Origin of the sequence: Pseudomonas sp. p50(2008) (assembly GCF_015351605.1) — a bacterium.
GTDB lineage: Bacteria > Pseudomonadota > Gammaproteobacteria > Pseudomonadales > Pseudomonadaceae > Aquipseudomonas.
This window is the reverse complement of the sequence record NZ_JACMYF010000003.1, coordinates 1-13,592: the sequence shown is the minus strand read 5'-3', so window position 1 is coordinate 13,592 and position 13,592 is coordinate 1. Positions and strand designations below refer to the sequence as shown.

Annotated in this window: 9 protein-coding genes and 1 tRNA gene; 5 read left to right on the top strand and 5 right to left on the bottom strand. The window is 50.3% G+C overall.

Annotation, left to right across the window (positions count from 1 at the left end):
- Positions 1-13: 13 nt before the first annotated feature.
- Positions 14-103, top strand: a tRNA-Ser gene (locus tag H7698_RS08485).
- Positions 104-830: 727 nt separating this feature from the next.
- Here H7698_RS08485 and H7698_RS08480 read toward each other — a convergent pair.
- Entirely contained in the window at positions 831-1,370 is a 540-nt protein-coding gene (locus H7698_RS08480) for a hypothetical protein (RefSeq protein WP_153334264.1), read from the bottom strand.
- A 1,749-nt stretch (positions 1,371-3,119) separates the two neighbouring features.
- Between H7698_RS08480 and H7698_RS08475 the strand changes: the two genes are divergently transcribed.
- From H7698_RS08475 to H7698_RS08465, 3 genes are all read left to right on the top strand, one after another.
- Entirely contained in the window at positions 3,120-5,549 is a 2,430-nt protein-coding gene (locus H7698_RS08475; protein ID WP_153334266.1) for a hypothetical protein, read from the top strand.
- A 759-nt stretch (positions 5,550-6,308) separates the two neighbouring features.
- Entirely contained in the window at positions 6,309-6,584 is a 276-nt protein-coding gene (locus H7698_RS08470) for a hypothetical protein (protein ID WP_153336598.1), read from the top strand.
- Positions 6,585-6,950: 366 nt separating this feature from the next.
- Positions 6,951-7,343 carry a hypothetical protein gene (locus tag H7698_RS08465; protein ID WP_153336596.1) on the top strand — a complete coding sequence of 131 codons (393 nt, stop codon included), beginning with the start codon at positions 6,951-6,953 and terminating at the stop codon, positions 7,341-7,343.
- A gap of 252 nt (positions 7,344-7,595) precedes the next feature.
- Here H7698_RS08465 and H7698_RS31330 read toward each other — a convergent pair whose 3' ends face one another.
- Positions 7,596-7,784 (bottom strand): AbrB/MazE/SpoVT family DNA-binding domain-containing protein, encoded by a 189-nt coding sequence (locus tag H7698_RS31330; protein WP_235992777.1) that lies wholly within the window; start codon positions 7,782-7,784, stop codon positions 7,596-7,598.
- Positions 7,785-8,171: 387 nt separating this feature from the next.
- Between H7698_RS31330 and H7698_RS08460 the strand changes: the two genes are divergently transcribed.
- Entirely contained in the window at positions 8,172-9,680 is a 1,509-nt protein-coding gene (locus H7698_RS08460) for a GGDEF domain-containing protein (protein WP_277783797.1), read from the top strand.
- A 469-nt stretch (positions 9,681-10,149) separates the two neighbouring features.
- Here the strand turns inward: H7698_RS08460 and H7698_RS08455 are convergent, their stop codons facing one another.
- Genes H7698_RS08455 through H7698_RS08445 form a run of 3 tightly spaced genes read right to left on the bottom strand, consistent with a single transcriptional unit; the run spans position 10,150 to position 12,469 of the window.
- Entirely contained in the window at positions 10,150-10,944 is a 795-nt protein-coding gene (locus H7698_RS08455) for an SIR2 family protein (protein WP_153336594.1), read from the bottom strand.
- The gene (locus H7698_RS08450; protein ID WP_153336593.1) at positions 10,941-11,501 is read right to left on the bottom strand and encodes a non-canonical purine NTP pyrophosphatase; all 561 of its coding nucleotides are present in this window, start codon (positions 11,499-11,501) and stop codon (positions 10,941-10,943) included. Before H7698_RS08450 ends, H7698_RS08455 begins: the two co-directional genes overlap by 4 nt.
- Positions 11,498-12,469, bottom strand: coding sequence for an adenosine deaminase family protein (locus H7698_RS08445; protein WP_271350911.1), 972 nt, complete (start codon positions 12,467-12,469; stop codon positions 11,498-11,500). Before H7698_RS08445 ends, H7698_RS08450 begins: the two co-directional genes overlap by 4 nt.
- Positions 12,470-13,592: the final 1,123 nt, after the last annotated feature.

Below are 13,592 nucleotides of genomic sequence, written 5' to 3'. Positions count from 1 at the left end.
GATGCGCGCCGTTGGAGAGATGCCAGAGTGGCCGAATGGGACGGATTCGAAATCCGTTGTACCTTCACCGGTACCTAGGGTTCGAATCCCTATCTCTCCGCCATTATTTATTGAGGGTTTGATATTTTTCAGACTTTTGAGAAGGGAACGAATTTTGTGGTGATCCCACAATGATCCCACTAATTAAAAAGCCCGATCCCGTGATCGGGCTTTTTTTCGTCTGTAAGAATGTGCCTGATTTTCATAGCTACCATTCGTCAAGGCTGGTTCGGTGACTGCACGCTGATGAGTGGCGGTGCGCTGAAAGAGGTCATGCAACCGAGCCACCAGTGTCGGTAATGCTTCAAAACCGTACCATGGGCTCTCCTATTACACTCGGCTGCTATCGCGACTTGCTTACACAGAATGAAGCCAGCGGAGGCGCATGATGTTTAAGCCCTCACTTCTTCTGCTTTCTATGTGTTTCTCTGGGGGCCGATGACGCTAGGCTGCATCCGAAAAGAAAATCGGCGTGGTGATCTGCCAAGCTCCGCGGAGTCTCTCTAGTGGGGGGGGGAGATGCTTTGGATGTGGTTCAAAATGTATTTGTCGGCGGCCGCTGTTTCTTTACGCACGTCCCGGCCTCGTACCTGTTGACTGGCTCACTGTCACATTTGCATCCCGTGTGCTCAAATCAGGCAATCGCGCTGCTGGGAAATCCAGCCGCTTCGGCCACTTATACCAAAGCAAACCTTTGTAGCTTCCTCTGGTGAGGCGGGCCCAAGTTTTAAATTATCAATTGGTTGTCCTATGGCGAGCAGGAAGTCTACGAATAGTTTAGTTTGGAACGCCTAGGCTCGGTTTTGCTTGAAAGAGCTACTGCCCGAGTGGCGCAATTTGTAAGGCTTGTTTCTGAGTTCTGACTGAGTATTCCAGTATTTTCTACCAGCATCGATGAAGGCTAATATTTCGTGCCCGGAATAAGTTGCTGATAAGCCACTTCCAGAAAATGGAAGCACGTCCGCATACTTACGTGTCCATTGCCAAACTGCTATCGAGGATGGGCTGACTTTACACAGCACTGAAAACTCCTTAGCGCTCAATTTGGCGTCAGGTTGAATATCTGTAGGGCAAGAAGCCTCTAGCAGGATCAGAATCCTCGGATACAAATGGGTTTTGCGTGGACGTGCGTCCCTGAAGCGATGGACGTCGGAAACAAGATACTTAACTCCATCGCGGGAGGCGAATGCGGGTAATAACAACTGGTAGCAACCCTTTGATCTCCAGTTTTTTAAAGTACCAACACTTCTGCTTAACATTTCAGCGGCACACGCTTCACTGACAAGCTTATAATTTTGGGGAAGTGAATTAATTAATTTTAGTTCAGTCATGATTTATAGTCTTTTGTTGTTTTGTATTATTATAACATTGATTTCTGTCTGGTGGTCAGTTGGCGCTAGGGTGGTGCTATCGCATCTTCAATAGGAGTTAGTACTCTGTAAGATTTATAACATCATGCTTTTAGTTGTCAGCATGGTTAACCCTCCTGGCTGTCATTGCTAGGGATACAGCAACCGCTGTGCGCTTTAATCACTCAAAGGTGACGCATTTTTTTGATAAAATTTTATTCCGATTCCACAGCAAGACGCTTTGGTAGGGCGGTGGCTGAGTGCGCAGTCGATCCGCACACGGTGCTTTGGCCCTCTAGCTGTAATCCGAACCTCTAAGATCCTCGACGTATGAAGTGCAGGCTATCTAGGGGGGGATGTCCATCCGGTAGCGCGTTAGATGCTCTTGAAGCTTCTGCGTGAGTGCAGGCCAGCGGTGGGCTCAGGAGAGCACTAAAGCGTTCCTAAGCTCATATCTGAGTATCCATGCCGTGCCGACATCTGAGTTAGGGCGCGAAGCGCAGCTACCGCTTCTTAATATATCTGTTGGTGATATGTCGGGTTGTAGGGGGGGGAAGGACTTATCTGCGCGCTTTGACGTCTTGTAGGAGTGGTTGCGGCTTGGGGCGTCACATCTCGCTGGGGTCGTCCAGTTGAAGTGGTAGGCACTCTCTCAGCGCCTTCTGCTAGTGTGATCAAAGTCAGGTGGTTGGTGAATGGGAATCTTGGGTGATTGCAGCTGCGGGTCTGGGCCTAAAGGGTAATTCATAACGCCATTTCCGAATCTCGCATCAGCCTCTCTCTGGGCCGGAGGGGCTGGTTGGTGAGAGTGCGCCTCCAAATGCCTAACGATTGCTCTCACACTGCCGTATACGTTCTATAGAGGCGACGGGAATCTGATATTTCTCTGGGGTGCTCGTACGGCGTCAGATGCGACCAGGGCGCCACGGCTGTGAACCGGTGGTTTCATTCGCGACGAAGCCGCGGTCCCTCGGTCCGAGTGATCTTGTTCAGGTCTGTAACGTGGTGCTCTCACTTCGTGGCAGGCATTCTATAGCGATGACGGAGAAGTGATATTTTTCAAAGGTGCTCCAGCGGCGTCAGATGCGACCAAGGCGCACGGCTGTGAACTGGTGGTTTCATTCGCGACGACGCCGCGGTCCCTCGATCCGAGTCATGTTGTTGAGGTCTGTAAGGTCGTGCACTCACTTCGTGGGAGGCATTCTTTAGAGATGGCCGGGAAGTGATATTTCTCAGGCCTAGTGCGACGGCGTCACTTGCGAGCAAGGCGCCATGACTGCGAGCTGGTGGGTTCATTCGCGACGAAGTCGCGGTGCCTCTATCCGACTGACTGGCCTGAGATCCTTAAGGTAGGGCTGGGTATTTGTGCTCGATGAACGTAACGTTTTAAAGGCAGTTGCCCGATAGGGCCAATCGGATCTGTGAGCTATACCTGCACGATATTCAGACCGTACAGTGACCCATTGCAGCCGAATCATAGCCTAGCAATTCCTTAAGCATCGAGCCATGCGATCGTTGCTATGTCGGACGCGTCCGCTTTGGGAGTATGGATTTTTGGGACTACAAAGAGCTAATCAAAAAGTTTTATTAGTATTAGTTAATATTTTTTAATATCTACAAAATTTTTCATGTTTTTATTTCGTTGTCATGAAATTACTAAATTCGTGTGATATGATTATTTTGTTCTAGCGGAACTCATCTGCAAAATAATAATAAAAATTAGGTGATTTAATGAAGGTTGTTCTTGAGGGCTATAAAGCCGAGCACAGATTTTATCGTGCGTGCAGCGAGTATTTGGTAGTGGTGGGTCAAGATGCTGCCGCTGATTATCTTGGTAAATACAATGTTGCAGTGACGGATGGCGACAGGGTTTCTGAGGTGGTGCGGTATTATTCGGAAAGCGATCTGCCGGGTGTATCAACATTGGTTCATGTCGGCAGAAAAAACTATGAGGAATTGATGGAGGTGGCCCGTGCCGCGCGGGTGGGGATTCTCATCAAGTTGGGAGGGGATGATTTAATATTTAAAGCATTGTCTAGCGCGATTGATTTTGACTTGGGCGAACTTGCTCTCCGAGAAGGTTATGCCGTGAATGCTGAAAGATACATAAATCTTATGGCCCGATCGGTACCAGGAACTCTCTCAAAGCGATCCGCGTTGGAGAGGGTGCGTAAAGTATTTCCTAACGATGAGCCCAGAGCTATTGCTACTTTTGAACGGGCGAGTGCGAAAATTTATGATGAGTTTTTCGCTACTAGGCGTATTAAGCTGCAAGGAGTTGTATCCAAAAAACTAGGGACTGACCTTAGCCTAGCATCTGTGACCAAGGTGCTGGCTGATGATGCTGAGTCTGCATATATCTCAGGTGGGGTATTTGTTCTTAACCTGGAGATGGGGCGAGGTAAAACATCGGCATTTGTGTCTAGAATCGTGGATTTGGCTAACAAGCATGAGGAGAAATCGTCTTTCATAACACATCGACATTCTATATTAGAGAGTTTGACATTTAGTGGTGCCCTGAAACTTTGTACCGATCCAGAAATATCTAGGGATGAAGACAAACTAAATGGGCTGTCTCTCATAGTAAACAGGTGTGCTCAGCTTAGGTTTCAGGCTCATTTAGCTCGTACCGATGTGCTAGTTATTGATGAGGTCGCTCAGGTTTTTCGTCATGTAGCTAACAAGGATTTTCAGGGAGAACATGATGAAGTATGGACGTCTCTAATCCAGCTTATTTCTTCAGCGCGTCTAGTCATTCTTACAGATGCCTGCATAAATGATGAACTGATGGATGTATTGAAGCGTATTGGCCGAGAGGTGAACTATCTTTCAGAAGATTACAGCCTTCCCCGTGGAACCGTTGAGTACGGTTTGATCGGCCAGGTCAGGGAGGCAATCATGGTTGCCCATGAGACGTTTGATCCCATATTGATAGGCGTAGACAGCCGAAGAGAAGCAGAGTTACAAGCTAAGATCGCCACAAACAAGAGACGGAAGGTTTTGCTTGTTACAAAGCATACTCTTGGCAACCCCGAGGTGAAAAAATTCTTTGCCAATCCAGATAATGAAATTCAAAATTATGATGTGATAATTTACACTCCGGCAATGCAGTCTGCGATCAGTATTACAAGACGTTACTTTAAATATCATTTTTTCATGTTTTTTAGGGTCGTTGGGGTAGATGAGGCTAGACAAATGACTCGTCGGGATCGAACTGCTCAAAAGCTCGTTATAGGAGCTGATAAACCTTTCAGCTATCGAGAGACTTCGCTCGAATACTGGAGGAGTCGAATTTCAAGTTCTGATATCTCCTTTGCGGATTTTTGCTCTAAAACTGAACATAAGTTGGCGCTCGAATTCAACAATTTTCATCAGTGGCTGGCGATTAGTTTAGAAGTGGCTGGTTTTGAAATTTCTAATATGGGCGGCGTACCTAACCAGTCTATTACCGAAGATGTCAAAATTACCAAATACTTGCTGTCTTTTGCTGAGAAACAAAAAGTAATTGAAATGCTTGGGTTAGACCGGAGGCTCGACACTCCCCCGTATCTGAGTGACGAGGGGGGCATGGAACCAAGGGTCGCTGAATTTATGCATTGTACTAAGATGCCTCTAGGGTGCATGAGGTCTTCAGATGTCGACTTCATTTTCTCTAGTGGTTGGAGAGACAAGATTTGCAATGCGGCAGCTTGGCTTCTGAATGACGAGGAATTCCACTATTTTGTTCAACAGGTAGTTGAAACTGAATGGGGCTCTAAGAAATACATCTATCAACGACGAATTAATATTCGCTCGGTTATGGATCTAATCTGTAATGTAGCTAATGATGGGGTGATTCAAATGTCCGAGGTCTCTCGTGCTTGTGAATTGATTCGCGCTAATCGATCAGCCTTTTTGGGCTTGGGACTGACTAAAAGGTATATCCCTGCTCATACACCAAGAGCAGAGCATGCACTGATCTCTAACTTTCTCGCATCGTTAGGCCTCTCCAAGAGACGTAGTACAAAAAACGTATACGTATTGGATCCGGAGAAATTCAAGCAAATGAGTGACTACATGTACGCTTGGATCTTGTCGAATAAGTCTGGAAAAACTTTCAGGAGAAACAGATTCACTGATTTGCGCGCTCTCTCAGTGCATGACGAAACTCTCTGCCAATAGCATGTCGGGGAAGCCGCTTTCTCAAGCGCTGTGCGATGCTTACGGCGATGACAAACTAAACTGTCACCGCTCTAATGGGGCGGCATCAATGATGTCCTTAAGGGGCCCATCGGGCATCGCGTCCACGAGGGAGAGGAGCAATTGTCCCAGTAAAGAAATGATCCCCCTGAAGATAGGAAAGGTTATGTTTACGTTGAGGGATAACAAGCAGTTGCTTCTGGCCGACTCTGTTGAAAACAGTCGGCTTCGAATTCCACGGCAGAAAAGTACGCGCATGAGATTGAAATCTTAGTGTTAGGAAGAAGGTTCAGGGCTCGGATTTCACGTATCAGCGTGAAAAAAGAGGTATTTTTCTCCCATGAATATTCGAGCGCTTGTGCAACAGGGTGGGGGATAGACGGGAGAATTGGCAAGGGCGTATGAAGCTTGTTCATCAGTTTCCAAAAGAGGGGGAAGTGATTACTGTGTCTTCATTAATGCGCGGGCGCTTCGTGCATAGGCGATCACATGCCCTATACAGAATTGGTAACGCAATTCTCCTTTGGGTGCATTTGCGTAGCGTTTGGCTCAATTTGCTTATTATGGAGTCGTAGCGGCTCATTCGTGAAAGCCGAGCATTATTGTTGAGCTTAGTCTATTAGGTATGTGGGGTAACTCGCATCGACGGCAGTCATGATAAAATTTAAATATTTTTTGTTGTAAATAGTCCCCTGTGTTTGATAGTTTGTTGTTTGGTTTATTATTTTGGGCGGTAGTAATATGAGTTATTTGTTTGCTGGTAAAAGTTTGGATGATTGTCTGGAGGTTCTTGCTGATAGAGGATGGAATGCTCGTGACGTTGCGGACTACCTAGTTGTGGAACTGCCAGATTCGATACCTATCGATGCAACCGTTGATGATGTTATCGAAACCCAAGGACTGGACATCCCTGAAGAATTCATGGGGGTCATAGAGTGGGAGACTGTGAGAGTCTTCGTTCAGGAGGCGCTAGATGCGTATTTTGCACTTCGTTCGGAGATGATGGAAGAGGGATAAGTGATATACCGCTATTCCACTGCAAGGCATCAAAAGTTGAAGTGCTCAAGCACTTGGATCGTGCCTGGGACGTTCGCGACGCATTGAGTGCTGCGGAATGGGGCCGTACGGTTATGATCCAAGCCGACCGTTTTCACGTGCCTGGGTGCACCTCCAATACTCCGTTAGATCATCGACGATGTGCTTCGCCAATAAAAGCGCCAACTCCTGAAGCTCTTTTGGTCTAGCGGATCGCTCGTGCTCACGGCTTCCAGCGATCTGGGCGGCTCATTGGGGACAAGGTACTGGAGTTGGCCGAACAGCACCATCACGTTCAGCAGTATGTCATACAGCTGCTCACTAAAATCAGCCAGGGCCAGGGCGCCGATGATCAAAGCAATACCCCACACTGAAGTCGAGGTCCTGCTGAGCAAGGCACAAGAGAGCGGGCTAGAACTAACCGGCTTATCGGTTTACTGCTTAAATCTGGGGCTGCGCCCGGTCGAACTCCTGAATGCCCTCTCGATCGAAGTTGCCCGACGATTCGTTCTGGGTGAAATGCCATATGCGGTTGGCGATGACATAATGAACGGTCTGTTCACTGCCATTTTCGATGTAGGTATGGAGGAGGTGATGCCACAGCCAGCATTCAATATCTATCTGGCTATTGATGAGGGAGAGTATCAGCACTTGGGGGACTCGGACCACATAGCCCCGTCTGAACGATACAGCCGACCGTACCTGGTGGAGATGCTGCGAGGGTTGGTCGACATCGCATGACCGCTTGGGTGGAAAACGGCCAGCGTCCAACGACAGCCGTCGCCCTGTAGCTTTCTCTCACGAAGGGCGGCAATCGACCCAGAGTGTGAAAAAACGCTTCGTCAAAAATGAAGTGCGCGCGCCTACGTTAAATCTGAAATTTATCGGTACGTCAGCTGATGTGGATTTCGCTCAGATGCGCGATTTTTAGTCCGGTTTTGAGTACCTGTCGCGTTCGAAAACGTTTTTACACAGCCTCGGCCGAGAGCGGCCTTAAGATTCCGTGTCGGCATCGCGGATCGGCTTTAGCACTATCACACCACCAACCAATTCGATATTCAGCAAGTCACCAAGACCGAGGTTCAGTGCTGTAAGGACATTAGGAGGAAGATCTATGATGATGTCCCCGCTGCCATCGCCAGGATCTTGGCATTTTACAATCGTCCGAAATGACTCGTTCATCGTACGTTTGGCCCACTTTTGCCTTATACAGTGAACCGATATCCTACGCGGATGCACGCGCAACGGACAGCTTCTGGCCGTTAGCTGTTGTAGGGAAGCAAACGCCAACCACGCCGCAAGCGAGGATAACGGCCGCTTTGGTTATCGTGGCGCGCGATTGCTGGCCCCGCATGAGTGATGTCACAATGATGCGCCACGCTTTGCACGCTCAACGATAAGCGCGATTCACGGACTATCACCATGCCTAGCCTCTGTTGCTGTTCTAACACGCCAGGCCCGCCGAAGAGACTTCTCCTGGTTCGGCTGCGTCGACTGCTGTGTTTTGTGCTGGTCTGGGGTCAGGCTGCGTGGGCGGGTCCTGGCCCTCAACAGAATGGCGCCGAACAGGTGATTGATGTCCAGCTACGTTGGAAACATCAGTTCCAGTTCGCGGGCTACTATGCCGCCATCGCAAAGGGCTATTACCGCGAAGAAGGACTGGATGTGCGCTTGCACGAAGGTGGCCCCCATGTCACACCGGTCGAAGAAGTGCTCTCTGGGCGTGCCCAATACGGCGAAGCCAATAGTGAATTGCTCTACGCACGTCTGCATGGAAAACCCTTGGTAGCGCTGGCGGTAATTTTTCAGCATTCACCTTCCGTGCTCGTGGCTCGTACAGACCAAGGTGTTCGAACTGTGCACGACCTGATCGGCAAGCCGTTGATGCTGATGGATGCACAGACCGATGCCGATTTTCTGGCGATGTTCCGTAGCGAGGGTATACCCTTCGAAAAACTACAACTGCTACCCAGCAGTTATCAAATTGGGGATCTAGCCAGCGGTAAAGTGACGGCGTTCAACTCGTACCTGACCAACGAGCCCTTCTACCTGCAAGAGCGGGGCGTGGAATACAACATCATCTCGCCCGTCACCTACGGGATCGACTTCTACAGCGACGTCCTGTTTACCAGCCAGGCCGAGATTGACGAACATCCACAGCGGGTTGAGGCCTTCCGCCGCGCTACACTGCGCGGCTGGCGCTACGCGATGGATAACCCCGAGCAAATCATAGACCTGCTGCTCAATCAGTACTCGGTGGAGAAAACTCGCGCGCACTTGCAATTCGAAGCTCAGGCCATGCGTCCGCTGGTGATATCTGACCTGATCGAGATCGGTCATATGAACCCAGGGCGCTGGCAACGTATGGCTGAAACCTTCCTCGAACTGGGTATGGTCGATAATATCGCAGGTCTGGAAAACTTCATTTACGATCCCAACCCACCACAGCTCATCGAGCGGCTGCGCAAGACCATTTTGCTGATCAGTATCGGCTGTGTGCTTGTCCTGATGTTCGCTCTGGTTCTGTTGAATGCCCAGCGCCATCTGCGCAACGAGATCAAGTTGCGCAAACTCGCCGAAGAGGAAGTACATAAGCTGGCCTTCTATGACAGCCTGACTGGCTTACCCAATCGCAATAGTTTTATTCCCTTTGCTAGTCAGAAGCTGCTGGCTGCAAAGAGCCGCGGAGAACATCTGGCCCTGTGCTATATCGACTTGAATCACTTCAAGCAGATCAATGATCGTTTTGGCCACCAGGCAGGCGATGCCATCCTGATCCACGTAGGCACGGCCATCAAATCCAATATTCGCGAGTTCGAAATAGCCGCGCGCATGGGCGGTGACGAATTCGTAGTGCTGCTCGACGGCGCGCATCACAGAGGCGATATCCAGCGCATCACCCATGAAATCTGCAAGGCCGTCGACCTGCCCATTCCATGGAAAAACAGCCAGATCAAGGTCAGCGCCAGCCTAGGGGTGGCGTGGTATCCGGAAGATGGCGAAGGCCTGGACGATCTGATTTTCAAGGCCGACACCGCCATGTTCGAAAGCAAAGCCAGTATCGCTGCGCAGGCTTGAAGCTGCTTGCGTGTTGCCCCTGCGAAAAGACTTGATAGTTAGAAACCAGTGCGCCACTGCGGTTTGCGTGTGCGTCGTCTTTCGCATGACGTCTCTAGTCAGCGCCGTGACTGACCCGGATTGTAGAAGCTGAATGATCTAGAGCCGCCTACGGTAATCCTCCGTCCGCTTTTGGCCGATTGTGTTGAAAAAGTCGGTTTCCCAAAACACTCGAATATTGATGGATGAGAACACCTCTGTTGCACGCTGCTACGTGAACTCCGAGTCCTGAACCTTCTGCCAAAAACTCAGATTTCAATCTCAGACGCGTACATTTCTGGAGTGGAATTCGAAGCCGACTTTTTCAACAGAATCGGCCGATTGCTGTCCGTCACGAAGGGCAACAACCGACCCAAACCTGCCACTCGCGAGCCCGGCACCGCCATGTGGGATAAGTGTTAACCCCTGAGATCGCGACCGAGCAGGTTTCTTAGCTCACCAATTCCTGAAGAAAATCCGTGAGCGCTTTCTTTGGATCGTCCTCTTCCGAAACAATCATCTCGATTCCCCACTGACCCAGCACTTCCTGTGCAACAGGGTTCGGTCGATTCGTGAAGACGTAGGACTTTGGTCTGGCAGATGGCAGCAGCGAGCGCCCCCACATCTCCGTCAGTCGATAAAACAGAAGTCGAATGTTGATGTCCGAAATGCTGTATCCGATGAAGAGAACAGAGTTCCCCAAGACATCGTTGCTGAGCTTGATGTCCAGCGGAGAGTCATAATTCAATCGCTGAAAGTAACTGGTTTCGTCGAGAACGATTGATGTCTCGTCATCGAAGTCCCCATGGAATTTTATGATCTGACGCCGGCCCTCAGTGGCAGATACGAGGTCGGCAACGCTTGCGATCTTATCGTATGGCACCTCGAACTTGTCGTGGGCCATTTCCAGCCATCGATCGTAGTTGGTGGTGTAGATCCGTGAAAATCGTCCGAGGGTAATCAGTCGATGGATTTCAGACGTGGAGATATCTGTACTGGGTTTGTGCCATTCGCGATCCATCCAGCTCCGAAGCGGCCCAAGAGTACCTTTCTTCCTCTTGTAGTACTCCGCAAGTGCAAGCGGTGTTCCGTAAGTGGAGAAGATTTTCGGATCGTATCCCAGGTCCTGAGCGATGCGTGCGATAAGCTCGCCCCAAGTAGGCAGGCTTAGATTGGCAGACACCCCTGCACCTACAAAAAGCATCAGCTTGCCGGTGCGGTGCGCGCGTAGCAACTCAGCGTTCATCTTACGCCCTCACAAGTTTTGAGATATTCGGCGAACTGGTCGAGAGCTTTGCGGCGCATGGAAATAGCGTCCTTGGCCGGTCCCATCTCAGCGAAAGTTTGGGTGTGCCCGTTCGGGACGAAAACGCAGTCCCATTGAAAGTCAGTTGGACCGGCCGGTACAAGAGGCACAGTTCCCTCGATGGAGCCTTCGAACAGGCGAATCTGGCGCCCATCACAATACCCGAGCACTGTTTTTGCGGTCACTGCGGCATCTTCGAGACCCGCTACAAGCTTAACGAATCGATCTGCCTCCAGCTTGTCCCAGAATATCTGGGTCAGACCCGCAGGAAGCCCACTGAGACCGCTCAGGTAGAGCCCTGTGTGCTCGACGAAAAGCGGGCGACCTATAGCCTCAAATGCCTTGGTCAACTTGTCCCGCACCAAGCGGTGGACATCCTCGGTTTGCAGCTCTTCAATTTTCCGTGACACCGACACGACTTCCACTCCGACAGGGGCAAGAATTCGCTGCACCTCGTTGACCTTGTGCTGATTTCCGGACATGAATCGGATTTTCAATTTAAACCCTCTATGAATGAGTACCGCTTGGCGACGTCGAACTGTTCGGAAATATCACTGGCGGAGAGTCCCTCGGTCATCGCCGTCGCATGATCATCTGCTAGGCCTCGCTGATGAATCGCTGGGTTGTCCGAGCAAATTACAAAAGGGACCTGGTGACGCCGAAACTCCAACAGAGGATGCGCCTCGTCGACAGGAACAGCTCCGGTGAGCCTGTTACTGATTGGGCATACTTCGATGCAGATATCCTGTCTTGCCAAGAGATCTAGCAGGTGAGGGTCCTTGCTAGCAGCTGTTCCATGGCCAATACGATCTGCGCCAAACAACTCCACGGCTGACCGAACGTTTTCCACGCGACCAGTTTCGCCCGCATGGATGGTGATCCCGAGTCCGAATCGATCCTTCGCCTTCCGAAATAGCGACGGTAATTCGGCTGGATACGCAATTTCCTCATCGCCCGCCAGATCAAGCCCCACCACATCATCCGGTTCACCGAGATCTTGGTAGGCCTGTAGAAGTGTGGACAGGCCAACCGAACTGTAATCGCCACGTGTCACCGTGAGAACCAAGCCGAGACGCATACCGAAGCGGTCAGATGCAGTTCTAGACGATTCTAAAAGGCGCTCCAAGGCTTGAGCGGGCGAGCAATTTTGCAGAGCGGCAAGGTACAAAACGCTGCTTCGGAGTTCTACAAAGCGCACGTTGTTCTGCGCGAGGCTCGCAACGACTGCCAAGGAAAGGCGATCCAGGTTCTCGTGTTTTTTGGGGAAGAGCCGCAACACCTGCCAAGGGGTTAGGTATGACGCCAACGACTGACACGGTGTGTGTCGCAACATGTCCCGCTCAATCAGGAAGCCAGACGGCAGCTCTGTTAATTCGTCCGCAAAGATGTCTTGAATAGTCGAAACTGGAATGGCTCCGTTCATGTGTACATGAAGTTCTGCGCGATCCCGCTCGCTGAGTTCCACCGCCAGGCTCTTGTGCGCAATCTCTCGCCCGTTGGCCCCATTCGGCGTCTTTGCTAGGTCAATCTGGCATTGATTCAATAGCTACCCTTAGTCGCTAGTCGTGAGTCTCGTTTTCACGCATCCCGACTGCCTTTCTGTTTACGATAATCTCAAAAAGCCATCCTATGTATCAGTTGGTCAGGTAGTACGTCTAGAGTTGCTGACTCAGCATTACTTTACAGCCAAGGCTCGAGGGGTTGGCTCTTTAGAACCAAATGCGGGTCCGTGGCAGTTGAGAAAATGGTCATTAGTGTCGCAACAATAATGCTGGACGCAGTGCTCCGGGGCAGATGGATTTCAGAGTAGCTTTAGCCGAAGACTCCAGCTATCTGATAGTTGATGACCGATTTTCGCCGCTTTCTGCCTGTCGCGAAGGACTGAAACCGGCCGATTCTGTTGAAAAAGTCGGCTTCGAATTCCGCGCGAGAAAAGTACGCGCCTGAGATTGAAATCTGAATTTTTGGCAGAGCGTTCAGGACTCGGAGTTCACGTAGCCGCGTGCAACTGAGGTGTTTTCATCCATCAATACTCGAGTGTTTCGGGAAAGCCGACTTTTTCAACACAATCGGCCAAAAGCTGTCATTCGGAGAGTCTACGAATGCATGAGTGAATCGGCCTTCATGCTGAACCACTGCGGCCACTCTCAATGGGCTACGTAGATGAACGTTACACACCATTGATCTTGTCGTGGTGTACCACGATGAGATTGGTTGCCACAAGAATCGGCGAGCGCTGATCCTTGCTTTCATCTATTCGACCAGTGAATTTAAGAAATGTAATTTAAGGCGCTATGCGTCCGGTTCAGAATGAAGTTTTTCCACGGATAGCCAGTTCTTATAAAGCACATCCAACTCCGGCTCAGATGTAGCCAACTGAAGGGCCCGGCCTAGCAGCGCTCGGGCATTGCTCCACCTATTCGCAATCCACTCATTCGACGCCTCATTCATTAAAAGGCATGGCGGCGGCAAAAACTGAGTGCAACACCTGACCTTTCCGGTACGGTGCTGCCCCTATGTCTTATACCGAACTCAGCGTTGAAGAGCGCGCCACCATTCAAATCAGTCATGCCCAAGGCTTCAGCCTG